The organism is Anabaena sp. WFMT (assembly GCF_051781005.1).
In the GTDB taxonomy this organism is placed as follows: domain Bacteria; phylum Cyanobacteriota; class Cyanobacteriia; order Cyanobacteriales; family Nostocaceae; genus Anabaena.
Genome location: NZ_JBPWOA010000057.1, coordinates 155,495 through 179,648 on the forward strand (window position 1 = coordinate 155,495; position 24,154 = coordinate 179,648).

At 38.2% G+C, this 24,154-nt stretch carries 19 protein-coding genes; 5 read left to right on the forward strand and 14 right to left on the reverse strand.

Annotation, left to right across the window (positions count from 1 at the left end; all coding sequences use genetic code 11):
• Positions 1 to 74: 74 nt before the first annotated feature.
• From ACSQ6I_RS27860 to ACSQ6I_RS27875, 4 genes are all read right to left on the reverse strand, one after another.
• Complete coding sequence (locus tag ACSQ6I_RS27860; RefSeq protein WP_438893397.1) at positions 75 to 857, reverse strand: peroxiredoxin-like family protein; 783 nt, start codon at positions 855 to 857, stop codon at positions 75 to 77.
• Between the two features lie 392 nt (positions 858 to 1,249).
• The gene (locus tag ACSQ6I_RS27865) at positions 1,250 to 3,064 is read right to left on the reverse strand and encodes a bifunctional 3'-5' exonuclease/DNA polymerase (protein WP_438893398.1); all 1,815 of its coding nucleotides are present in this window, start codon (positions 3,062 to 3,064) and stop codon (positions 1,250 to 1,252) included.
• A 160-nt stretch (positions 3,065 to 3,224) separates the two neighbouring features.
• Positions 3,225 to 3,848, reverse strand: a complete 624-nt coding sequence (locus tag ACSQ6I_RS27870; protein ID WP_438893399.1) for a hypothetical protein — start codon at positions 3,846 to 3,848, stop codon at positions 3,225 to 3,227.
• A 355-nt stretch (positions 3,849 to 4,203) separates the two neighbouring features.
• Entirely contained in the window at positions 4,204 to 4,899 is a 696-nt protein-coding gene (locus tag ACSQ6I_RS27875) for a hypothetical protein (protein WP_438893400.1), read from the reverse strand.
• Between the two features lie 128 nt (positions 4,900 to 5,027).
• Between ACSQ6I_RS27875 and ACSQ6I_RS27880 the strand changes: the two genes are divergently transcribed.
• The 3 genes from ACSQ6I_RS27880 to ACSQ6I_RS27890 all read left to right on the forward strand — a co-directional run bounded on the left by ACSQ6I_RS27880 (position 5,028) and on the right by ACSQ6I_RS27890 (position 8,303).
• On the forward strand, positions 5,028 to 5,336 hold the full coding sequence (locus tag ACSQ6I_RS27880) for a hypothetical protein (RefSeq protein ID WP_438893401.1): 309 nt from the start codon (positions 5,028 to 5,030) through the stop codon (positions 5,334 to 5,336).
• 145 nt (positions 5,337 to 5,481) lie between these two features.
• Positions 5,482 to 7,416, forward strand: a complete 1,935-nt coding sequence (locus tag ACSQ6I_RS27885) for a M23 family peptidase (protein ID WP_438893402.1) — start codon at positions 5,482 to 5,484, stop codon at positions 7,414 to 7,416.
• A 158-nt stretch (positions 7,417 to 7,574) separates the two neighbouring features.
• Positions 7,575 to 8,303, forward strand: coding sequence for a hypothetical protein (locus ACSQ6I_RS27890; protein ID WP_438893403.1), 729 nt, complete (start codon positions 7,575 to 7,577; stop codon positions 8,301 to 8,303).
• 248 nt (positions 8,304 to 8,551) lie between these two features.
• Here the strand turns inward: ACSQ6I_RS27890 and ACSQ6I_RS27895 are convergent, their stop codons facing one another.
• Together ACSQ6I_RS27895 and ACSQ6I_RS27900 are read right to left on the reverse strand one after the other, a co-directional pair.
• Entirely contained in the window at positions 8,552 to 9,637 is a 1,086-nt protein-coding gene (locus ACSQ6I_RS27895) for a DUF5895 domain-containing protein (protein ID WP_438893404.1), read from the reverse strand.
• Between the two features lie 118 nt (positions 9,638 to 9,755).
• The gene (locus tag ACSQ6I_RS27900) at positions 9,756 to 10,403 is read right to left on the reverse strand and encodes a Uma2 family endonuclease (protein ID WP_438893415.1); all 648 of its coding nucleotides are present in this window, start codon (positions 10,401 to 10,403) and stop codon (positions 9,756 to 9,758) included.
• Between the two features lie 196 nt (positions 10,404 to 10,599).
• Here ACSQ6I_RS27900 and ACSQ6I_RS27905 point away from each other — a divergent pair, with 196 nt between their 5' ends.
• Positions 10,600 to 12,459, forward strand: a complete 1,860-nt coding sequence (locus tag ACSQ6I_RS27905; RefSeq protein WP_438893405.1) for a type IV secretory system conjugative DNA transfer family protein — start codon at positions 10,600 to 10,602, stop codon at positions 12,457 to 12,459.
• Positions 12,460 to 12,652: 193 nt separating this feature from the next.
• Here ACSQ6I_RS27905 and ACSQ6I_RS27910 read toward each other — a convergent pair whose 3' ends face one another.
• From ACSQ6I_RS27910 to ACSQ6I_RS27945, 8 genes are all read right to left on the reverse strand, one after another.
• Positions 12,653 to 13,837: an ARPP-2 domain-containing protein gene (locus ACSQ6I_RS27910; RefSeq protein ID WP_438893406.1), complete on the reverse strand. Its 1,185-nt coding sequence runs from the start codon at positions 13,835 to 13,837 to the stop codon at positions 12,653 to 12,655.
• 53 nt (positions 13,838 to 13,890) lie between these two features.
• Positions 13,891 to 14,652: a hypothetical protein gene (locus ACSQ6I_RS27915; protein ID WP_438893407.1), complete on the reverse strand. Its 762-nt coding sequence runs from the start codon at positions 14,650 to 14,652 to the stop codon at positions 13,891 to 13,893.
• 91 nt (positions 14,653 to 14,743) lie between these two features.
• Positions 14,744 to 16,168 carry a hypothetical protein gene (locus ACSQ6I_RS27920; RefSeq protein ID WP_438893416.1) on the reverse strand — a complete coding sequence of 475 codons (1,425 nt, stop codon included), beginning with the start codon at positions 16,166 to 16,168 and terminating at the stop codon, positions 14,744 to 14,746.
• Between the two features lie 224 nt (positions 16,169 to 16,392).
• Entirely contained in the window at positions 16,393 to 17,049 is a 657-nt protein-coding gene (locus ACSQ6I_RS27925; protein ID WP_438893408.1) for a hypothetical protein, read from the reverse strand.
• A 103-nt stretch (positions 17,050 to 17,152) separates the two neighbouring features.
• On the reverse strand, positions 17,153 to 17,566 hold the full coding sequence (locus ACSQ6I_RS27930) for a hypothetical protein (protein WP_438893409.1): 414 nt from the start codon (positions 17,564 to 17,566) through the stop codon (positions 17,153 to 17,155).
• A 51-nt stretch (positions 17,567 to 17,617) separates the two neighbouring features.
• Positions 17,618 to 17,977 carry a hypothetical protein gene (locus ACSQ6I_RS27935; RefSeq protein WP_438893410.1) on the reverse strand — a complete coding sequence of 120 codons (360 nt, stop codon included), beginning with the start codon at positions 17,975 to 17,977 and terminating at the stop codon, positions 17,618 to 17,620.
• A 137-nt stretch (positions 17,978 to 18,114) separates the two neighbouring features.
• Entirely contained in the window at positions 18,115 to 18,777 is a 663-nt protein-coding gene (gene hxpB, locus ACSQ6I_RS27940; RefSeq protein WP_438893411.1) for a hexitol phosphatase HxpB, read from the reverse strand.
• A gap of 126 nt (positions 18,778 to 18,903) precedes the next feature.
• Positions 18,904 to 21,633 carry a DEAD/DEAH box helicase gene (locus ACSQ6I_RS27945; protein ID WP_438893412.1) on the reverse strand — a complete coding sequence of 910 codons (2,730 nt, stop codon included), beginning with the start codon at positions 21,631 to 21,633 and terminating at the stop codon, positions 18,904 to 18,906.
• A 159-nt stretch (positions 21,634 to 21,792) separates the two neighbouring features.
• Between ACSQ6I_RS27945 and ACSQ6I_RS27950 the strand changes: the two genes are divergently transcribed.
• Positions 21,793 to 24,154, forward strand: a 2,362-nt coding sequence (locus ACSQ6I_RS27950; protein ID WP_438893413.1) for a hypothetical protein, incomplete at its 3' end; no start/stop codon positions are given.

Here is a 24,154-nt window from a genome sequence, read left to right on the forward strand (position 1 = left end):
GGGCAATCACTGAAATAAAATCTGAAAAAGCTTATCATATATGCTCCAACGCGATTATCCAGCATCTCCTTAGTTTACGCACAGTTTTCAATTAAGGATAAAAATGATAGGGGTTGGCTCATATTAGCAGCAAAGCCGAGAATTCCTGGATCTCGATGTTCGTAAAGTAACTGACCTTTGCGATCAAACAAAAAAGTGCCACCGCGCTGAGTTAAGTAGGCAGAATTCGGTACATAAGTCTGCCAATTTCTGAGGACTTCCACCATATTCCGTAGCCGCAGAGTAGCTAATTCAAAGGGGCGTTGAAAGCCACTGCCGCCGACTAATTGGAAAAACGAGCCTTGGAAAGCAGGCAGAGGAGTACCTTGAATGATTTCATCATCTCCAATGAGTTGAGGGGCAAGGCGGTCTCCCTTGTATCCCCGAAAAACTTCAGCCAGCGTTCCCGGACTACCAATCCCTGCACACATCAAAATTAGATTTAGCCAAGCTTTCCCAGACTCAGCAAGCCCAGGGAGAGAAAAATTCAGACCAGAATAGAGATTGAGTTGGCGATGTAATTCTCCATCAGGTTCAACAAATAAATTTTCCGGCGGAAATCCTGTATATTCACAGAATTTTGTGCCAGAGGCGAGATTGCCTATTCCCACTGCACGAATAGCGAGTTTTTTGTCTGTCAACTTTTTAGCTTCACGCTGCAACCACCACGCATATTCAAGACTATCAAAATCTCCAAGTTGTGGCCAAACTAAAATAAGGATATGTGAGGCAGTCTCGCAGTTTTCTAGCAAGGGTCGGCTCATGCCATCACTTACACGTTGATATTTGCTCTGATTAAGGATAGCGTAGGGGTTCATTGCCACGGATAAACTGCTATTTAGCCATTAAATTTTAGTTAAATTTAACAGAATTTACGTTGATTTTATCAGATTGCCGTAATACCCCGTCCCTCTATAGTGCGACTACGGTGTACACACAAGTCTTAAAATTCCTACTAGTGCTTGGTTTCGTCATCTAGCTTGAGGTTTTGCGATCGTTCTGGAAGCCTGTCATTGCGTTAGCGTCTCGTAGAGAGGAGGAACGACGGAGCGATCGCAAAAACCACGGGATGATGTGATTACTTCGCTCCGCTCGTAATGACAATTTAAGGGGTCTATAACGCCTAAAACCCTTGCAGATAGTACTTGTGTGTACACTGTAGCTATAGTGCAAGGAGCGTCAAGACATTTTTTGTCTAAGTTCCGCCAACTTACCAGGAATCACCTACTGTAATATCTACTACCACAGGCACAGGGTTGAGAAACTTAAGAGCCGCAGCAACCATACATCTGTGTAGCATTTTTCTCACTCGCTCAACGTCATTCTCTGGACATTCCAGGACAATTTCATCATGAACAACACAAATCAACCTTGCATTAGTCCTAGTTAACGGTTTAACCAGCTTCACCATCGCCAACTTATTAATATCTGCATTTAACCCCTGCACAGGATGATTAAGCATTTCTGCTAATCTGGGTTTATCAGCCCATCTCCGTCTTCTCCCAGCTAAAGTCCGACTTTCTTTAACACCCCGCAAATATGCTTGCTTAATCGTTTCATGCCACTTAGTCACACCAGAATAAGCATCAAAAAACCGCTTTCTAAAAGCCTTAGCTTCATCGAGTGTCATAGTCACACCATACTTAGTTTCAGCATAGATACGAAGTTTGGCAGCCCCCATACCGTAAATCAGACCAAAATTAATTGCTTTAGCCAGTCTGCGGTCTTCCTCAGTAACCTCCGTGATCAGCTTACCAGTTACCAAAGCAGCCGTAAGTTTGTGTAAATCAGCACCTTGACGGTAGGCTTGGCGCATCTTAGCATCACCAGAGAGACGAGCTACTATTCTTAATTCGATTTGCGAATAATCAGCTGTAAGTATTTGATAGCCAGGTGCAGCAATAAAACAATTTCGAGCTGCTGCATGACGTGGAATGGTTTGCAATGGTGGGTGACGACAGGAAAATCTCCCAGACCTTGCTCCTAGTTGATAGTAATTGGGGTGAATTCTCCCAGTTTTGGGGTGAATGTGTTTAGGTAAACTATCAGTAAAAGTAGTAGTAATTTTGGCAAGGTGGCGATAGTCTAAAAGAGCCTTAATAATAGGATATTCATTGGCTAAAGGGACTAAATCTTTTTGATTAGTTGATTGTACTGGAATACCCATAGCTTGGAGAGAGGCTAATACTTGTGGGGGTGAATTCGGATTAACAGTATCCGTTAGTTCTGGTAACAGTGATAGTTGAGATTTACCAGCCAAACGCAATTGTTTCAACTGTTGAAGTGCATTTATTTTATCAGCTTCTAAAGAAGCACCCAGCGTTTGCCATCTAGACAAATCAAACAACATTCCATTGAGTTCCATTTGGGCGACAACAGGCAGACAATGAAATTCCAGTTGGGCAATTTTTAGCAATTTCGCCTGTGTTAATTTTTTGACTAAAATCGGGTAAAGGTCAAGTAAAATAGCAGCGTCTGTAGCAGCATATTGTAATTGTGCTGGAGTCAGATGTTGATGCCAATTGCTGGTTTGTAATGTTTTATCTAGTTGGATACGTAACAGCTTACGAGTGATATTTTCTAAAGATGCACTGGTTTTAATGCCCGCATTTAAAACTTGGTAAGCAAGTTGAGTATCGAAGAAATATCCAAAAGGTTGAAGTCCGGCTTGAGTGAGAAATTGCCATTCAAATTTGGCATTATGAGCAATTTTTACAGCAGAATTGCAGAAGAGTTTTTTGAGGAGCAAACGATAAATTTCACTGCGTCCACCTCTGGTGCAGTGTAGTTGATTACTTTCACGATTGTGTTCTGCGCTATCGCGCACAGATATAGCTGGTAAATCAATTAGTACAACTGGGTAATTGGGTGCAGCTATTTGAATTAATCTAATTGTGTCAGTTAAAGGATCGAGTCCTGTTGTTTCACAATCTAAGGCTAATATTTTTGCATGAAACAAAGGTTTGATAACGTTTTTGAGAGTGGGAATATCTTTGACTAAAGTGTATTCTGGAGAGTAAGTCATAGGGTTTATTAATTGGGGTTTTTAGCTATAAGTATTAGCGGGTATTGTTTGATAAAAATAATTAAATTAATTCGTAATTAGTAATTAAAGCCAAAAACTGTGTTAAAGAGAGGTTTATATGAAATATTCCTCTCTTTGTAACTTGATTCAATTAACTAATTTAACGCTGATGTTTAGTTGTTTGTACAACTTGATGATGCTGGATATCCTGTTGAGAATTATGAATGGCAGTAGGAGCTAATTCTTGAATAATTGGCTTAACAATTTCTGGGGCAATCTCTAAGCGATTTTTAATCTGTGCTTGCAACCAAGCTAAAGGAACGCTTTTACCGTTAACTGTTTGTTTGATAATTAAGTCAGACTTGGGTTTTGAAACTTTTTTAATGGCACTGGCAATTTTTCTGGCTGTGCGTAAATCAATTTTATCTATGTTAAGAGTAACCGAATTATTGAGTTCAAGTTCTGGTTGTCCAGAAGTGCTATCATTTGATTGATTGCCATTGTCATTTTCAACATTGAGAGAACTATTTGAAGTATAATTATAGTGAGCAGATGGATGATAATTTTCTTGTTCAATATTGAGATTGCTATTTGTGGTATCAATAGGTTCAATGTTTGATTGCTCAGATGTTTTGTGGGCAGTACAAGATTCGACATTCAGAGCGACTTGATGCCATAAATGCACTAATCCCACCAGAAAATCAACAAGCATGATAATGGTAGAGAATGCTGTAATTACCAGGATGAGATAATTTAACCTTTCTTGAATTTGTTGAATATTCATAGTGACTAAATTGAGATTTGATTATCAAAAACAACGAAGCAATAGCTTCCATTGCACTTGCTTTCAATCAACACGATTCAATGAGACTTAGAGCATTACAATATTTGTAGATTTCGAGTATTTCATTAATTGTGGGTGGTGCGCCATTTGTGGACTGCTTGTGAGAAACAAAAATATCTGTTTAGATATTTATAGAATGCGGACACTTTCATGAAAGTGGGGTGAAACCTTCTTGAATCTTTACTTCTTGTATCGTTGGAAATTCATTAATTGAGCCAAAAGTGATGAAATCTGGTAAAGCCAATGTATCCTCAGTTTAAAACTAGAAGTTCGAGACTGAGGATTATTGGTAACTCTAAAATAAGTCCATTTGTACAGATGAATTCGATGAAGATTCAGGATGAGGAGTATTTTCAATTGAGTCTAATTTAGACTTAGAATTAACACGACGTTTACCCCATCCTTCTTGTGCTGCGTGTTTAACTATGCTGCGGCGAATTGAGTGACTAATATCGTGAAAATCATTCTTTACCTGCTGAAAATGAATGATGGATTTATTGCTAGTATCACTCGTAGTACCATCAATAAATTCATAAAAACTCTGGCAATCTTTTGGTAATTTATTGTATTTAGTTAAAACTTCATTGCCTACCCAAAGATAAAGATCAGCGTAATCTCGATGCAAAGGTGCTTCGTAAGTTGCAGGCATCATGTAAGTCAGAACTTCTGTAGCTGTGGCATACTTACCAACTTGATTTTGTTCATACTCATTGCAAATTAGTTCTAACCTGTCTTGAATACAGGCAAACTTCAGCCATTGAGGAATAGTATCACTCCAAGAATTGCCATGAATAACCAATGGACCTGCTAAATAGCGAATATGGTGTATGGAAAATTCGGCTATTTCTAATAGAGTTGCTAACAATTCTTTAGGAGTATTTAAACTAGCGAGAATTTGCAGCATTTTCAAAGTGTTGTCTGGCAGTTTAGTATTTTTATGATTATTTATTTCTGCCATTACTTCGGGTGGAATCAAGTTGATTTGTTCCATTTGTCTTCTCGATATGAGCGCATCATTAAAAATAGCCAATAGGCTAATACATAATTAGCCAATAGGTTATTGCTGTTACTCAACTCTTTTTTTATGCTGGTATTGGTACTGTTGTTCAGGTAATAGCTATGAATCAAGAACCCGCATTAAATCAAAACTCTGAGGATGAAGATAATCGTCAAGTAAAGTCTGTCAATGGTTATCAATCACCGGGTTATATTATTGAGGAGTCCAGTGATGAGGATAATGGTAATCCCTGGACAACAGACAGATTTGAAGATGGTTATCAAGAGAATATTTTTGAAATCAACTTTGGCGATACACCCTATACTGAATCAGCCGCTAATCCCAATCCTAAATTACCAGGATATGGCTCTGGTTCAGGTTACAAGTCTAAGAAAAGTCAGCAGTCAACATCTCCAGAATTAGAGTTGTAAATCGTAATAATTTAGGAGTCATGAGTGCAGTTGATTAATCATATTAACACTGAAATTACACCCCTAAGTCAAACAATCCAGCCTTAATTCAAGAAAGTACTTGACTGATTGAGGTGTAGTTGTCATCATTTAAAAACCTGGAATTATGAACAATTCAAAAAGATGGATATTTTTGCTCATTGTCATGAGTTTTATTATCTACAGTGTGACTGTGCAAGCTGCAAACAGTACATTGAATAATGGCAATCTACCAACTCGAATTGTAGAAGTTGCCAATAATGGTCAATCTCGATTACCTGCTAACAAACTTTTACTGCCAGACTGGAATCGCATTTCTCTTGACCAACTACCAGGTATCAGTCAATCTGGGGCAATTAATGGTAGTTACTACAGTCAAACATTAGGTTATGATTTGAGTCGGACTTGGACTGTGGGAATGACTCCTGATGAATATTTGAAGTTGGGAGATATCAGTGAAGCCTTGCAAGCAGAAAAGTTCTCTTTGCAAGCCATTGGAGATATCACCTCTACTGATTTAAACAAGATTGCTTTAAGTGAATTTCCTTTAATTGCAGCACAAACATTGAGTCATTTAGCCCAAGTTGTTCCTCAATTAGCTCAAACACCAGTGAAAGATATTCAACCTGTAGTTGCTTTACTGAAAACTCAAAGAATTGAAGCATTGAATTTAACATTAGCTCAGGTGTTGACACAATATGAAGTTGGGAATATAAAGTTGGGAGAAATTGACTTGTCAAAGTTTTCGTTGACTTCAATTCCCAATTTAGAAACAGTAGCAATTCAAGATTTGACCAATTGGATGAATAGCTTTGTTAAAAACATTCCTGGACTAGGACAAGTACCTTTAGGATTGATGCCCAATCCTATCAATGAAATTGGTAATTTAGTCATGCGGATTGATGCAGTTTATGGAATAGCAGAAAATCGCCGTAACAATACAATTTCTGGCTCAGATGTACAAGGTTTCTCTGTACCATGTACTCAAACAGACTGTACTTACGTAGAGCTAGATAATTTGGAAAATGTTGGTGCAAGCGATCGCTCATCTCTAGAAGGTAAGCAATGGATATCCGGTAAATACCAGGAGGTTGAGGGAGGTTGGGGCATACTCAAAGCGGTTAACAATGGACAAGAACCAACGGGACGTTTACCCTTTGGTAAAGCTTTTAAAGTTGTGGTGATGGAAACAGATGAAACCACAGATACAGTTGATACGGCTTTATATTTTCGTTTCTGCGCTTGGAGGATGGGTTGCACACCTTATTTTATTGGTCCAATTCCTTTTTTCAGCTATAAGGTGAATGCGCTGATGTTTGTAGGCAATTTGGAGAATGGGAATGAGCAGAGTATAAATACTACTTCTACACCAACAGGTGCGAAAAGAGAAGCAAGAAGTAATCCCAATCAAAATAGCACAACAAGTCAAATTAATCCTTGCACATTTACCAGTGCTAATCGCTCAATCATCAGTCAATCATTTTACGGTGTTAATTTGCCATTACTAGGAAACGCCATTGCCGAAATTGAAAGTGCTGGTAGTGGGGATTATAAAGCTGTTGGTGTGCATACCTGCGCTGATGGGGGTTTAAACTGTGGCCGAGGACTGGGACGATATCAGTTCATGAGTTACAACCCCTACGCAGTGCGGTTAATTGCTGCCAAACCGGGAGGGGAAGAGTTTCTTAATCAGGTAAGACAAGGTTATCAACCTACTGAAGCTGAACTATTTGAGTTTTTTCCTCCTGCTGATCAGGATAGGGCATTTATGACTGATATAGCCAATAAAATTCAAGTAACTCAAGGAGAAATTGACCCAATTACAGGACAATCATTCACTGGTGGACGGCTGATTGAACGGGTAGCTCAAAAGCATTTTGGTGGTGATAATAGCAAAGTTGATGCTAGTAGTTCTGATGTTTTTGGTCGTCTCAGTCTGAAAGATTATGGACAAACTGCTTTAACTCTCTATGGCAATAATAACAGTGATAATGGAACGTTGACCTGCATTCCTAGTTTAACTTCTAGATACATGAGCGATGCTCAAAACATTGGTAATTAGAAGTAGCAAATACAGCAGGAGTTATGAGTCAGGAGTGAAAGCTACTTATAACAATTATGGCTATTGTTATAGCTTATCACAACAAATAAATTTGTTTAAATCATCGTTTTTTTAGGCTCTCAAAAGTTGTAATTTCCATACTTATCACCGTGGTTTATATGACTAATTTATCTACAATCTCTATATCTTCCGAGCCAGAGACAAAGGATTTTTGTGATACTGACTTGCATTCAAAAAAGCAATTAGAGCAAGCAACAGTAGACAAGGTAGTTTCTTCTTTGTCAGTCTCTTCTGCTCAGTTTCAACCACTAAAAACAACAGGATATCAATTACCAGAACCTCCCATGAGAATACGTTATTGGGTGCATTGGTTTCGTGTTGGTTTAAGTATGTTTTTGCTGCTTTCTGTTCTCTGTGGTTTAGGAGGATGTAGTTTTAATGCAGCAACTGTGACTTGGAACAAAGCTGTTAATCTTGTTTCTAGTTCTGTTGTAGAACAGATAATTGTAGAAAATACAGACTTGAATCCTCAAGCATCTGTTGACAATATACTGGCTGTAAATGTGGCAGGAAAAGATGGCAAACTGACAATTTTTAACTTTAACACTCCAGATGTTTGTGGTGCTTTAGGTTGTCTATATGCTGGTTATTGGTTCAAACCAAATCAACCAATTACTCAGGTATTTTTGAGTTATTTAAATCCTACATTACCACCAGGAAAGCAATTATTAGCAGTAGGAGAAAATCACCATCAGCCCTTACCTTGTATCAAGGTATTGCAAACAGAAAAACAGCAATTACGACAAATGAACTTTTGTTTTAATGGTAATCGTTATCAACTTGCAGATAGTCAACTTTTGGCTACTATGAATAAATTACCAAAATAACAGTTTTATGATTCAATAAAAAGGTCATTGCAGGTATTTAAAAAACAAATTAGGACAGTCTTGATGAGAGGGAATTTCTAAGGAATAATCTTCTTCAATACAGATTTGCTGGAGTTCCTTAACATTATCAGCTTACCTGAAAATGGCTGTAAATAAAAATAAGGTCTAGTTCTTTTAGTGAGAAACCTGCCATAGTTTTTGACTACGGCAGATTTTATGTTCAACCCAGGTAATTTGATAACATTCAACTATTCGTCATCATCTAGTTCATCGTCATCGTCAAATTCATTATCGTCCAAATCGGTTTCTAAATCGTCGTTTTCATCCTCGTCATCTTCAATTACTTGAATTCTTCTGGGTGGTTTAGTTGCTGGTTTGGATTTACGGACAGTTTGAGTTTTACTCTTATTCTTGTTTGGTGGTAAAACTTCCACCTCTACAGAAGTTGATTCTCCAGGGTTAGCAGGTAGAGATTGTGGTTCATTGAAACCAGCGATAGCATCATGCTGTTGCCAAATTAAACTTTTAGTTGTGGTTTTACCTAAATAAAGTTGGGTGAAATTATCAACTGTGGGTTTAGTGTAGGCTACAGTTTTGCAACAGTTATGTTTATTCTTACCTTCACCTTCTTTAACTGCTTTAAACTCAATTTCCAGCACACCTAAACTGCGCCATTTATCACTTTTACCGCTAAATGGTACTTGGAAATAATCAGCAAAGGTTTTCTCTAATGAACGATAAAACTCTTCACGTACTGATTTAAAACTCCAGAGAGCTACATTCTTGAATCGGACAACAACAGGAGTAGTATGTAATGGTTGATTTTTGTCATCCAGAAACATGATTGCGTGTTCTGAACACACATCCATTGTTCTTTTATCAAGACTATTCCTGTAGTCATCATAAAGCCCAACAAACGAACTACCTACATCTTCTACATCTGATTTATAGCGGATATATTCTGGTGCAAAAGCTAAAACCAGTAACCGCCCTTCAGTAATTAATAATCCGGTAACATCTTCAGTTAAAGTGACAGTAGTTAAATCATCTTCTGTTGGCATTTCTATCCAACCAGCTTTTTCTAACTGGTCTTCTGGAATCAAAATTCCAGCAGGTTTATCGTTAACGACAATACCATAAGGAAGAAGTGGTTTGCGAACTTGGTTATAGCTATCATCCAAAAGTTCTGGGTCTATTTCAAATTCTTCTCCTTCAAAGTCATAATCATCAGGTTCAGTTGCTTTAGCTTTGGTAGTTTTAGGTCGAGAAGCAGTAGTTTTTGTCGTAGATTGATGGGGGCGTTTAGAGTTGTTTGTAGTTCTTGATTTAACCATTGGACTACATAAATATGATTGTCCAAAGTCTGAGGCGTTAGCCTCTAAATTCAGTTATTGAGTTTGCCTGAAATGTAGCGGTTTTAATGTAGAGAACTATAAACTTATCTAAGTTCACTTAAATTGCTCCTATTTGTTGTCTAACCCACGCACGAAATACTTTCATTGTCGTATTTCTACCATTAGTTTTACTCAACAGTAAATATTTAGGAATTGCTTGAGAAATTGGCAGGTTGGGAAAAATAGAACTGGTATTGGATTCTACATATTTACCATTAATTAGCACGTTTATTTCCACCTTTCTGCCATTCCATCGCCACAGTTCTGGTACTTTCAAAGCTTGATAATTATTGAAACGAGTGCGGGAGGTAATATCAATCTCAATCGCTAAATCTGGAGGTGGATCTATTTCTAAATCTATTCTATCTTTCCCCCTGACTTTTGCTTCATTTTGGATATAGAAGCAATCATCAGGTTCTACACCTGCATCCATGTTTTCTCTATCAAAAGTTGTAGAACCCAAACTCCAAAATTCCAGATCTAGTTCTTCTAATAAAGCTTTTACTAAGTCGCCAATAATAACTTTAGCTACTTCATGCTCTGGTAATGGAGCCATTATTTCCAACACTCCTTGACCGTAACCTAGTTTATAATTGCGATTATCTCCTAATTCTGCCAAAATACGTTTGTATGTAGACCAAGAGATATTTTTAATTAACAATTGATGACCGGGTTTAACAATTAGTTGGTTGAGTTCAAGTAACATACTCATTTTTTACCTCTTTCTTAACCTAACTTAGCCCAATCAGTATTTCTCCAGTATAGTTCATATTTAAGATGACCAAAACTAGGGCATGGGGAGGGAACAGAGAATTGCTTTTTTTCTCTAAAAATATCCAGAAGGTAATTCCCTAACTTTGACTTGGTAACTAAAATTGCTGGTAAACGCATACTCAACCGCCATGAACCTTTACCAGAAAAATCTAGTAAACACTGCTAACTCCACATTAATTGAAGTCTCAACTTACCAACCAACACTAGCCAGTATTGACTTCGGTAAATTCTTTCAACAATACAACAACCCCCAAGGTTGGACAATGATGGCTGGACTGCTGGTAGTTTTAATACTACTGCAAATCAGTGGTACGGGTAAAGGCAAAATCACCACTGGTAAAGTCTGCGGTATCAGCGAAAAACTAGCAGCCACTAACCTCGCATTTAAGCAAATCCAAGAACACAAACACAATAAAGTTACCTTGTGGTCTGGTACTCCCCGTTACTGGACAAAAGGCAAGTGGCGGGGGTTACTGGTAAACCTGCAAACCATGCTAGGTGCAGCACCTACAGTTTGGTTTCCTCATGCCGAACGGGGAACACTGGTAATAGGTGCGCCTGGTTCTGGAAAAACTTACTCAACTATCGACAGGATGCTAGAAAGTGCAATGCAGCAAGGGTTCCCGATTTTACTCTACGACAAAAAGGGAGAACAAATGCGGCTCCACGCCCCTCTAGCAGCACGTTATGGCTACAAAGTCCGAGTCTTTGCCCCCGGTGAAGCTTTTAGCGGTGTCATCAATCCCCTAGATTTTATGCGGGATGCACGGGATGGGGTGATGGCTGGGGAAATTGGTCAAGTCATTAACCGCAATGCTGCTAGTGGGGGTAAAAGTGACGAGTTTTTTGCTAAAGCCGGGGATTTGTTAGCAAAAGCATTATTACAGTTAGTCAAGGGTTCACCTTACCCAGATATGGCGATGTTGTATGCAGTGTTGCGGTTGCCAAAATTGGTACAACGCCTTGATCATGCGGTACAGTCCAAACGGTTGGATGAATGGGTAGCTACTTCGTTTATTCAATTTTTGAGTGCTAAGGATGCAGAAAAAACCGTTTCTGGGATTTTGACCACAGCGGCTGGGACTTTCTCATCTTTTATTCAAGCTGATTTGTTACGGGCATTTATCGGTCAATCGGATATTCCCACTCAGCTATCAGGTAGAGAAATGGTAGTATTCAAGCTAGATGATGAACGTCGTAGTGTGGTTGGTCCTTTACTGGCAGCAGCAATGCACTTAATGATTGTCGGTAATTTGAGCCGTCCCCGTAAAGACCCGTTGATTATTTCTTTGGATGAATTACCATCAATTAAGTTAGACCGACTGCCTCAGTGGATTAATGAATACCGTTCTAATGGTGCTTGTTTTATCTTGGGTATTCAAAGTTTAGAGCAGCTTTACGATATTTATGGGGATAAAATGGGAAGTGCCATTGCATCAGCTAGCAGTACCCATGTTTTATTTAATCCTGGTAACTATAAAACTGCTGAGGATTACTCAAAGCGTTACGGCGAAAAGGAAATATTAATTAAAAATCGGACTACTGGGCGTTCTTTGGGCGGACAAATGAGCCATTCAATTAGCTGGAGTGAGAATTTACAAAAGATGCCTGTGATTAGTGCAGATGAAATTCTTAAGTTTCCCCAAGGTAAATGTGTAATTACCAGTCCCGGTTACAGTTCCGGGGGACAAGCATCAATTCCCTATCCTTTAATTATTCCTGTGTCGAAAACAGATGAAAAACGAGCTAAAGAAAGTGAAGGTCTTTGGGAAACACAAGTTAGACCTGCGTTAGAAAGTCAGGTGACAATTCCTGATATTAAAATGCTCACACAGGCATTGTATGACCGCATTGAGGAAGCAGGACGGATGTTGCCATTACCAGAGGAAGATGTAGCCACAGTCCAGGAGTCTAGTAATCATCAAGAACCTGATGTTTTGGAGAATTTTTCACCACGAGTTTATCAAACTCCGGGATTGCAAGGATAAGAGTTTGGGAATAATTATAGGGCTAGACGGTATCGCAGGACAAACGCATCTAAATTCTGTAATCCATGCCCAGTAAGGGTTTCAGATTTTCGTTACAAAAATAAATAATGCTTGAAACCTTTATCCTGTAAGCATTCTAACAATAAGGTGCGTTTGCCCTGGACGGTATCGCTAAACGAGTGCTAATTTCTTATTATCTTTTAGCCTTAACTTTTTTCAGTGCAGCAAGTCGTACTTCTGCATTGAGTAAATAACCAAAACCTACCTTCTCTAAACGCTGGACAAATTCCTCGCTTGTATTGCCCAGTTTACTAGCTGTAGCATCCAAATTCCAATTATGATCCGCTAATTGACTCAACAAATAAACTCGACGAGTCTGCATTCCTGATAAACGGTAAGTTTTCAAATACTCCAATTCACCATTTTCTCGAATAATCGCTTCCCCAATATGATTTTCTTCTTTAGGATTGAGGTCAGTAATAAATCGTTGTAAAACAAACGAACCAGCAGTATAAACTTTTTGAGAAATTAACTTGCGTCCTAACAGTCCTTCTGCCATGAACCCCTGAAAGGATGCCCAATCTGAACGCATATTTTCTACTGCTGCTCTCAAAGCTGTTAAATCATTAATTTTTGATTCATCTAAAGATACATTCATTGGGAAAATAGTATCGTGCAATAAAGCATATTGGTACAATAATTCACCATAAAAATCTTCCAACAAACTATTGTGTAGAAGGCGATAATCTTCTGGTGTGGGAACTACAAAAGCTGATGCTAATGCTTCAGCCACAAATACCAATACTCCTACTTGTTGAGAGTGGATTTCAAAGACCCGCAAAGCATCTTCAAGTCCAGCAATATAACGTCCACTAAAAGAACTTTCCATGCGGCTACCCAGACCATGAGAAAGGGCATATTTAGAATATTCACGCCAAGCAATATCAGGAGCCTTAAAGAACATTGATAAAAAGCCTTCCATTGCTAAATGTAGTGGTAAAAATCTCAGTTGATTACTAGATTCCCGCTTGACCATGCGGTGCATTAATCGAACACTAGCACAATTACAATTTAACTGCTTACTATCTGTTTTAAAAATCTGCCCTCCAAAAGTACCCATAGCACTACCATCATCAGTCCAAGATAATACTAATCCATGAGGAATATAGGAGAAATATTTCATTCCTGGCGCTGTCATTTCTCCTGCTAAGGAAACAACTGTTAAATCTTCGTTATAATTACGACGAAATAAGCGCAAATCGTCACGAACCTGACGACGCAATAATGGCACAATACGGACTGAACCCCATATCTGAGAAGGGGCAATTTCTAATCCTTTGAGTGATATATCTGCTAATAAATTACTTTTGGATGCCATAGGATGGTGTGCCTATTTTTATTGAATCTTTCATATTAATTTTTTTACTAAGCCTAACATTTTCCAAGCTTTCCCAACCTTCCTCCACATCCACCTGTATTATCAGGGTTTATTATTTTGATATTTTCATCTTCTGGCGTGAGATTGCCAATTACTTGAATATTCGTTCGAGATAATATTATTTTAAGTAATTCGCTTTTTTGTTCGTCGCTTAATGGTACTGGATATTTACCCTTTACTTTATTTTTTATTTTTGATTGAATATCTGGTGTTAGTAATTCTAAATCAAAGTCTACTCTATCACCATTTTGAGAAATAGGTAAAAAAGAATACTCATCTGGATTATCAAACCATTGTCTACTCACATAGGTATATTTTCCAGAATGTTGTCCAAGAAAAGGGTACTTAAAATGTCTCTCCCATAGTGTAGATTTATTGTTTTTATAATGTTCTTTGAATTCTTCAGGTATTTCTTGCTGGTTTTCCGTCCAATGAGCAACATGATCTACAACAAAAACTGTATCTAGCTGAATCATGTTTTTATTGGCAGCATCTCCACTACAGAAGAAAAGATATGATCCTGCTGTTACATAGGCAGCTTGAGATTTAGGTTTTCTTATTAATTGAGTAGCATGACAATAGGAATAAAGCCACCTATCTGAAAATACGAAAGGGTCTTCATTTTCACAGGGTTCATCTACCCAAACATTACCTTTCCAATCTATAAGTTGATTATCAGTCAGAGCTTGACATTGTACTTCAGTTTTTTTCCTAGCGTAGTCAGGATGAAATATTAAATAATGCAACGCTTTCATAAGTTATTTAAAAGCCATTTAAAAAGTAAGAATTTTAATGATTTGATGATGCAATAATTTGAGGATAAAGTTACCAAAATTTTATTACAACCTATCCACTTAACATTTGCTTGACTCGCGCTGCTAAATATTCCTCTAGTTCGGCTAAAGATGCAGAACCTTCAGCAAATCGGGCAAAGCCTAGCATTGTCGGTAAATCTTCTGCATCTCGTAATCCGACTGTGGGAATTGCGGGACTGAGGGGATGTAAGGAAAAGTCATCGGCATTGTAAACAGGATTACAATGCACAATGGAAGTTTTTTGTTGAGGGTCTAAATGATGACGATATATACGCAGAATTTCCGATGCTCCATTGGGGGGGTCGTTTTCCCAACCGTCGGTGATGATGACTATTAAATCTGCACCCCAATCTAAAGCATCCAGTAGAGGTGTAGCTAAGTCTGTTTGTCCACGAGGGAGAATCAGCAGTGGATCATTGGTTGATGTTGTCCAAAAGGCTTGGTATTCCTGAGATGCGGCTTTGAGTAGGTAATGAGTGGCTAAGGCTACCCCTAGAGGACGACGATGTTTTTCGGTGGAACCCGAACTGGAGTAACTGCAATCTAGGACTGCTGCTACTCGTCTTAGTTTGAGGGGTGATTTTTTTAATGTGAAAGCCGCAGATTTTTCTAATGCTTGATTGAAGATATCCCACTGCTGTTTGCGAGTTTCTAATGGTAAGGATAGGATATACAGCACCAAACGAGTTAGGGGGAGACGACCTAAATTGATGTTGATTTCTACTTCTGTGTGGTTAGCTGAAGTTTGTAAGCGCAATTTTTCATTCAATGTCATTTGGTCTTGAATACGGGACAAGAAGACCTCACGTTTAATTCCGTGTTTTATGGCTAAACCTTCAGCAACGGTAAAGGGTAGCTGATAAACGGCTTCAGCACTATAGTGTGCTTGGCGAAATGTCTCGAATAATTCGGTTTGATAAACTCGCTGTTTCCATTTACCAAAGAGGAAATTACCTAATTCTCCTCTGAGGGTGAGGTGTGCATGGGAGGCGATCGCGCGAAATTTGGAGCGATACTTGACAGCATCAAAGTTAATGTCGCGTCTTTGCTGGAGATAGTCACGAGCGATCGCTCGGCTACGGCGATTATTAATACCTCTTTTCCGTAATTGTTGCAATACATCCCAACCTCGTTGTGGTGGTAGGGCTGCTAATGCGGCGGCTATTAATGTCCCTTCTTCTTGGCGATGTTCAGGGGATGTGTGTTTTCCGGTTGCTAGTAATTTGAGAATAATCTGCGCTTGGTTGAAGTGGTTAATCCCTGCTGCCAATGTCCGGGTATAAAGTAAGCGGTAATTACCTAAAATATAATCATGTAAAAAGTCAATAGATACACGCTGCCCGTAACCATCACTGTAAAATTCACGCTGTCCTGTGCAGGAAAGGCAGGCATTAATGAACATGACTAAATCTTCCCTGGCCACCTGCTGATGTTGTTTAGTCCAATTAATGTTCATTTGTGGCATAGTGGCTTGCTTTCCAAGGGTACTGTTCGGGGAATGGCGGCACGACCAGCTAGGATAGCTACAAAGGCTAGATTCGGAAGTCATACCAAAGTCCCGCAAACAGTATTAATGACTATTTTAAGTTCTAATTTATCAAATAGCTACAGGAATACAACGAAATTTTACTAACAAAATCAAGAATCTAACTTCTATTAGCTAAGGAAGGCATTCGCCTCTTAAATGTTGACTTCAGAAATATTGTCTAAATTGACCATTGCAGATATTTGTTGATTGACTTGATTTGATGTTAAATTATTATCTTGAGTTTGACTGAGTAATTTAATTAACCATTTTTCAGTTTGTTGATGCAATTTTTGAGTCCAGTTTATATCTAACCTTTGCGCTGGTTTTATGGGGTCTACTGCTACAATTACAAGTTGTATTTGGTTAGGGTCAACTGAATATTGAACAGTTGTAGTCCACAACTTTACTCGGTCTTGCCAGCTTAATTTAGGATAGCGCACAGCCCATTCATAAAGTCTGGGAATACCCCGTTTAAATGCTATATTTGTGGTGACTTGAATAAAGTAATTATCGTTATTAATCATTAGGGAGGCAATGACTCGGTTATCAACTAATAATTTCTTCCGATATTGAAAGATTTCTGGTGCAAGTTCCTGTACTTGAGCAACCCATTGAGCAATTTGAGGATGGGCATTTAATAAAGTTTCTACAGGTAGTTGTAAAAATAATTGTTTCATCAGCAAATGGAAGTTATCTGCAATAATAGAATCAAAAGCAGAGTGATTTTGATGGTGTTTTTGCTGGGGAAATAAAAGTTGTTGCTGTGTTTTATTAATTTGTTGAATATCAGCCAGATTAATTATTGGCATGGTTGGGAGAAAATTGCATCTCTCCCAGGCAGCGGTTAGCTGCAAATTAATTATTTTGATTAATCTTGCTTAAATTTATCACTAATTTGGCGCGAAAAGTTATTTATTCAGGGAATTTGTAAATAATTCCCTCTTGGTCGCTGGTTTCAAAATTCGCATTTAGTTGTTTGGCTTTTTCGTCTAGATATTGTTTTGCCTCTTCTATAGATATTTGAGCAAATAAAGCAAATTTGGTAATTGTAACTCTTCCTTCTTCTTGTTGTAATAACCGGAGAAAAAGTTGCTCTCTTTCTAACTGAAATTGTTTAAGTTTTTGTTGGTGTTGTTGGTGTAAACTCCAGATTATCCATGTTCCTATAGTTGTTGATGGTATACCAAATACAACTATTGCTGCTAATGCCCCTTCTTTATCCTCCTTGGATTTATTAGAATCAATTAATTCCATAGTGCCTAGTAAGAGGATAGCTAGACCAATTATTAAGAATGAACCTGCAAATATTTTTTTTAGTAGTTTCATAAATTTTTTTCAGCAAATATCCAATAAATCAGCATCAGTCAGGGTAGTTGATTATGCAATAGATTCAGATAGCAAACCTGACATATCCAACACTCGTTCAGACCAAATACCAGATTGTTCTGCAACTTCAGCACGCAGTTTTTCATTTGCCCAAATGTCATCCCAAGTTAATTCCCACATCGCTAGTTGAACTTGAATATTCACCAATTCCTCAGCTTGAAGAGGTTCTATTTCTGCTGCTGTCCATTCGATAAACCACTTTGTTTTTGAAATTACATTTTTCACTGCTTCTTTATAAGCAATTTGGGAAAAAGACTTAATTCGTGCTAAATTAGCTGCTATATGTCCTAAGCGATTTGGTATTTCATTAAGTTGAAAGCGGGTTTGTTTTTTATCTAAATTCTGGTTCATAACCACCTATCAATCTTTGGGTAATTTATGTAAAACGTTCTCGTATCTTTGGGTATTGAATTATCATCGAGCGATTATTTTGACGCTTGGCGAATATTAATAATTGACTCGTCAGCCATTTTTTGTATAAAGCGCGATTAGGTGAAAAACTCCTTCAGCCACGACTCATTAATCTGTTCTAATGAATCCAGTTTGACATCTGCGAGCGCAAATCGGGGATCTTCTCTTTCTTCTAATGCTGGGACGGCAATACATCGCATGGAAGCTGCTTTAGCACTGATGATGCCGCGAATAGAATCTTCAAACGCCACACACTTTTGTGGATGCACACCGAGACGATGGGCAGTTGTCAGATACACCGCTGGATGGGGTTTGCCAAATTCCTCTGTCTGAGCAGAACTGACAACATCGAATGTGTCTTGCAAATCTAGCTTATTTAGAACTACCTCAATGAGACAGATGGGCGATGAGGTAGCCAATCCCAAGGGCAAGTGCATCTGCTGGCATAATTGTATAATTTCAGTTGCACCAGGCATGGGCTGTCCGAGAGTTGCTACAAGTTCGCTGACACGATTGATAATCCGTTCAGCTACCTCAGACTGACTTGTACCTGTCCAAGGAAACCTTGCATACCAATAGCTGACAACCTCATCGCAACGCAAACCCATTGTCTGATTGCACATACTCTCTTGTAGTGGCACTCCCAAGTCATTAAATACCTCTACTTCTGCTCTGTGCCAAAAAGGCTCGCTGTTGATCAGCAAACCGTCCATATCAAATATTACTGCCGTATCTATCATAAAAACCTCTGGCAATGCTGGAAAATTATTTGGTGAGCCTCTCCAGGTACAGGCACATATTAAATCCTACCCTGTGAGTACGTTGTTAAGGGTAGGTATTTTCGCAAATTCAACAACTATAAAATGCTATGTTTCAGGTATAGCAACTGCATCCAACAACACCAACCCCATCTGCTTCAATAAAGCAGTATTCCCATCAGGACAACCATGTTGAATTAGACACTTAGCACAGCCAGTATGACAATTACAATCTCGTGCGATCGCCCTACCAACATTAGCAAGTTTTGGCAGATGTTTAAACACAGCTTCAGCCGCACCATTGCCGCCGTCACTGGTATCATAGAAGTAACCTGTGTAATTGTTATTTTCCTCTAATTCCTTCACCACTGTAAAATTCACCTGTTTGGGGTCAATTTTAGCTACAAGCTGTAATGCTCTCATAATTTGATGTCCAAAGCTGTGCATAGCAATGAAGGGACTGGAATATTCCCACAACTGTTGATAACCAGAAGGTATCGGTTCTTGACTGCGGGTTAAACTGGTTCTAGTTTCTTTAGCAAACTGTTGGATGTATTCCCGCGCACTTGAGTTAATTGTTACTTTCACCATAGGGGCGGAAAATTGAGTGCGAAAAGGCTGCTCAAACTTGGCTTCTGACAGGGTTTTGACAATTACAGCTTTGCGGGTGAGTTTGCGACATAGGGGACAACGCTGTTGTTGAGGTAAGGGTTCTTTATAGTTGAGACACCGTTTATTCAAACAAGTCTGCTCGTAAATTTGCGTCATTAAACTGTAACCGCTGGTAATGTGTTTAACTTCACCAAAACTCAGTTCTAGGGTTAAGTATTCCTGACATTCTTCAACTTCAGATAAAGGTGCAGGGTGCGAAACTTTCTCCTTTATTCTCTGTTCCTCCTTCACAGATTTTTCAATGACTACAATAGACCTCTTGTGAGAAACTTTCCCCTTTATTTTCTGTTCTTCTTCCTCCTGTTTCTTTTCTTCCATATCATCTGAAGAAAACAGCAATGGTAAATTCACTGGGTCAGTCAACACAGTTAAACTACTGGTTTGTGATACTGTAGTTGCAACTGTAAAAATTGCCTTATCTGTTATTTGTTTTAAAATCGCTCGTTTACTGTTAAGGTCTAAGGAAATACACTGATAAGTTAGCATTTGTCCCTTAGCATCTTGTCGTTTATAAATAGCTTGGGGATGTACTTCTCGATGAGCGATATCTTCAGATATTTCCTCTAATTCTTCCCCAGAAACGGCATCTACTAATTTGATAGTTGTTTGCGATAAACCACCCCGAAAATTCACATCTTTGTGGGGATAACCTTTAGCCCATAAGCCATTATGACCTTTGTGTAAATGTCCTTGGGCTAATAACAGTTTGGCAACATCAAAAGCGGCTGCACCAAAATAGTGTTTAATTTTGTTAGTGGGAATGCCTGTTTCTGCGGCTGCACACATCAAATGTTTGGCTGCAAAGATGGGATATTCATCATTAAAAAACACTTCTTCAGATTCTCCAGATACCAGCATTTCTGGATGTTCTGCCACATAACAGTCTATGGGGTTGAAAGCATTGGGAAGCAGCACTGTGAGTCCTGGTTGAGAACGTCCGGCTCGACCACTGCGTTGCTGATACGCCATTTTGGAACCTGGCCAGCCACGCAATACACAACATTCTAATTCTGGTAAATCAATTCCTGCTTCTAAGGCTTCTGTGGCAATTATCCACTTAATTATACCAGATTGAAGTTGATTAACTACTTCGGCTCGACGCTCGGCAGTAATACCACTGTAAAATGCGGTGACTTGGTTTGATTTTAACAGTTCTGTAACTTCTCGCACACTGCGCCGGGAGTTACAAAAAGCGATTCCTGATTTATTTTGATTGAGTAAAAATTGAATTATTCGGGCAGTATCCGCAGTTAAATTGTAACTTGGTTGGGTGACAATTATTTGTCTGGGTGGTGAAGCTGCGCCACTTTTGCGAATCCAAATTAAGGGTTTGGGGTTGAGTTTAGTGGGTTTTAAACCGGAGATTTTCAAAGCTAATTGTTTAGGATTTCCACAAGTAGCACTGAGGAAGATAAATTGCAGTTTTTGGGAGTCACCACCGTAATGATCTACTGCTAGTTTGATGCGGCGAATTAACCAAGCCATATTTGCGCCATAGCTACCGGAAAGGGTGTGTGCTTCATCAATTAAGATGTAGCGTAATCGTTGATAAAAGTTTGCCCAATTTGGTGATTTCCAAACTTGTTTAAGTTGGAAGTGAATTAATTCGGGAGTGACTCCTAATATATGGGGTTCACTGGCAAGGATTTGTTCTCTTTCTGCTGATTTAATATCTCCTGTGATCATTGCTAAGACTGGGCGATATTTTGGAGGTATGGTAGAAAGTAATTGTGAGATTTTATGGAATTGGTCTAGTGCTAATGCTCGCAGTCCATAAAATGCTAAGGCTCGGTGTTGTTGAGTGATGCAACCTTCGATAATGCCGGGGTATGTGCTGAGGGTTTTACCACTGGCTGTAGGTGAGGTGAGGATGAAACTTTTACCTTTTCTAATTGCTTGTAAGGCTTTGATTTGATGGGAGTAAAGTTGGGTAATTCCTAGTGATTGTAGGGCTTTTATTAGTTGTTTTGGTAGGTCGTTGGGGATGGTTTTGAGGTTGGGTGCGGTGGCGGGAATTGTTTGTTGATAGAGTATTTCTTCTCCTAGAAATTCGGTGATTTCTGTTGGTTCTGGGGGATGGTGATTTGAGGGGGAATTTTCGCCAATGGGTGTGGTAAGTGGTGTCCACAGGCTTTGTAGTAATAAGCTGTAATTGGGTGTGTTCATGATGGTGTTTTTTGAACATTTCCCTCATAAATCCCCCAGTGGGGGAAGATGTTAAAATGGGCAATTTTTTTAGCAGGCGCTAAAGACTAATATCTTGGTGATATAATATACGATATGTAATTTAAATAAATCAATTATTAGCTTATTAAGGAATAAGTCATGGAACTCAATAGTCACAATTTAAAGCCTACTTCATCTGATGTACCTCAATCGCCTCCAAGGTACTGGACAAATACCCGTGACGAAATACTCTCGTGGTTGAATGAAAATAATAGCTCTCTAGCAGATTTGTATAAAGGCGCAGTTTACTTAACTTTTGGAAGCCTAATTCCTGGTAAATTAAGATTTATATCTCATGCTGTTCGTGAAATTCGTAATAGATTACCTGATTCTATTCCTAAAATAAGTAAAACCCTTGTATATCAAGATGAGGTTGGAAAAATAGAAGCTATTTGGGAGAGTAATGGCTTTGATTTAGATGAAATACCTCCAGAAATTACTATTAACTCTCATCTATTTAGTGAAATTCAACAGCTTATAAAAAAACATAAAGCGGTAAGGGAAAATAACCAAGAAAGAACCTTTAAATTTTTTGAGTTATGTATTTCTGATAATCAACTTGATCGAAATATATTAGAACCAATAGTCAATCATTATTGGGACATAACAGAGTGGTTTATGAAAAAAACACATGAACCAGGTAAAACACATGATAAAAGTAAACCTAAATTAGCTCCTGATGATCAAGAAATACGTTATCAATTTGAGCAATTTGAATCATTTCTTTCTACTTTTTCTCAAAAGTTTTATACTACGGTAGATAAACTTGATGAGATATTAACAGAAGACAATCCTCAGCAGATAGAGAAAGTTATAGGATTGCTAATACACCCACAGCATTTTAGTTACTTTTTCAATCGTCTGCAAAATCCCGATTGGATTGAACCATTAAATAATAAAGGATTTTTCAAGAATCCTCCACAAATTATTGAGGATACTAATCAAGGTACTATCAGCTTTCCTTTGTGGCCTCAGTCTAGATATTTAGCACGAATAGCTAAAGACAAACCAACAGAGGTACTAGAAATTGTACGACGAATAAAAAGCAATAATCCTCGTATTTATGAAGATTTTGTTGATGCTGCACTTCAGATGCCTCTGCAACAAGCAGTGCAATTAGTTCCTAAAGTTAAAATTTGGATAGAATCGTCATACTCATCATTTCTATTTCCAGAAAAAGTTGCTGATCTCATAATTCATCTTGCCAAAGGTGGTCAGCATGAAAAAGCACTAGAACTAGCTAGAACATTACTTGTTGTTATGCCAGATTCTAGTTTGAATAACAGTGATAACAGTGTCTATATTCCCTCTCCCAAACCACGAGTACGCTTTGATAACTGGAATTATCAAGAAATCATTAAAAAATATATTCCAGAATTAGTCAAAATAGTGGGTGAAAAGGCGTTGATTATGCTAATTTTCCTGCTTAATGATGCGGTTAAGTTCTCTATTTCTAATTCAGAATTTCAAGAAAAAGATAATAATTCACCTATCTTGGAAGATAGCTCACATTACTGGCGATATGCAATTGAGGATCATCCTCGAAATCATGATCCTTATGATGTTACAGAAATTTTGCTACAAGCAGTAAGGGATACAGCAAAACAAATATTAGAACAAGATCCAACAAAAATATCAACTATTGTTCAGAAGTTGGAGCAGAGACGTTGGCGAGTTTTCCATCGCATCGCACTTTACCTAATTCGTGAATATAAAGATGTAGATCCTAATTTACTAATTGAAAAATTGGTTGATTCTAATCGTTTTACAAAAACTAATCCTTACGAAGATAACGATTATGAATATGTACAACTGCTAAAAGAAAATTTTGATAAACTTCCTTTAGATAAACAAGAACAGATTTTAAGTTGGATTGATAATCCTCAAATAGATTGGGATTGGCTAGAAGATCAAGCCAAAAAAGCTAAATGGGTAAGACAGTGGCAGCAAGAAAAGTTGACAATAATAAAAGATAGTCTTTCAATATATTGGCAAGAACGGTATCAACAATTAGTTAATGAGTTTGGCAATCTTGAACTTACAAATATTTTTGCTAGAGGTGTAAGTGAGGCTAGATTCTTAGGAGTTAATAGTCCCATAACTGACTCAGAATTAGAATCTATGAGTATTGAGGAGATAATTATCTTCCTTAGAACATGGGAGCCAAAATCTACAGATATATTTGAATTTGAAGAACCATCACGATCAGGATTAGCATCTGCTCTCGCAAGACTAGCTGAAAAATATCCTGAACGTTATGCACAAGGGGCAGATAAATTCCAATGTCTATACCCAACATATATATCTAATTTTCTTAGAGGTTTGCGTCAAGCTTTAAATAACCAATCCAAACAACAGCAAGAAATAAAAAATTTTTATTGGATATCTGTTCTAAGTCTTTGCAATTGGTTAGCCGAAAAATCTACAGAATTCAATCAATCTCTGTCAATTTATGACGAAC

Coding starts and splice junctions, on each gene's coding strand:
- ACSQ6I_RS27860 (WP_438893397.1), bottom strand. CDS start 857: ATGAACCCCTACGCTATCCTTAATCAGAGCAAATATCAACGTGTAAGT.
- ACSQ6I_RS27865 (WP_438893398.1), bottom strand. CDS start 3,064: ATGACTTACTCTCCAGAATACACTTTAGTCAAAGATATTCCCACTCTC.
- ACSQ6I_RS27870 (WP_438893399.1), bottom strand. CDS start 3,848: ATGAATATTCAACAAATTCAAGAAAGGTTAAATTATCTCATCCTGGTA.
- ACSQ6I_RS27875 (WP_438893400.1), bottom strand. CDS start 4,899: ATGGAACAAATCAACTTGATTCCACCCGAAGTAATGGCAGAAATAAAT.
- ACSQ6I_RS27880 (WP_438893401.1), top strand. CDS start 5,028: ATGAATCAAGAACCCGCATTAAATCAAAACTCTGAGGATGAAGATAAT.
- ACSQ6I_RS27885 (WP_438893402.1), top strand. CDS start 5,482: ATGAACAATTCAAAAAGATGGATATTTTTGCTCATTGTCATGAGTTTT.
- ACSQ6I_RS27890 (WP_438893403.1), top strand. CDS start 7,575: ATGACTAATTTATCTACAATCTCTATATCTTCCGAGCCAGAGACAAAG.
- ACSQ6I_RS27895 (WP_438893404.1), bottom strand. CDS start 9,637: ATGGTTAAATCAAGAACTACAAACAACTCTAAACGCCCCCATCAATCT.
- ACSQ6I_RS27900 (WP_438893415.1), bottom strand. CDS start 10,403: ATGTTACTTGAACTCAACCAACTAATTGTTAAACCCGGTCATCAATTG.
- ACSQ6I_RS27905 (WP_438893405.1), top strand. CDS start 10,600: ATGAACCTTTACCAGAAAAATCTAGTAAACACTGCTAACTCCACATTA.
- ACSQ6I_RS27910 (WP_438893406.1), bottom strand. CDS start 13,837: ATGGCATCCAAAAGTAATTTATTAGCAGATATATCACTCAAAGGATTA.
- ACSQ6I_RS27915 (WP_438893407.1), bottom strand. CDS start 14,652: ATGAAAGCGTTGCATTATTTAATATTTCATCCTGACTACGCTAGGAAA.
- ACSQ6I_RS27920 (WP_438893416.1), bottom strand. CDS start 16,168: ATGAACATTAATTGGACTAAACAACATCAGCAGGTGGCCAGGGAAGAT.
- ACSQ6I_RS27925 (WP_438893408.1), bottom strand. CDS start 17,049: ATGCCAATAATTAATCTGGCTGATATTCAACAAATTAATAAAACACAG.
- ACSQ6I_RS27930 (WP_438893409.1), bottom strand. CDS start 17,566: ATGAAACTACTAAAAAAAATATTTGCAGGTTCATTCTTAATAATTGGT.
- ACSQ6I_RS27935 (WP_438893410.1), bottom strand. CDS start 17,977: ATGAACCAGAATTTAGATAAAAAACAAACCCGCTTTCAACTTAATGAA.
- hxpB (WP_438893411.1), bottom strand. CDS start 18,777: ATGATAGATACGGCAGTAATATTTGATATGGACGGTTTGCTGATCAAC.
- ACSQ6I_RS27945 (WP_438893412.1), bottom strand. CDS start 21,633: ATGAACACACCCAATTACAGCTTATTACTACAAAGCCTGTGGACACCA.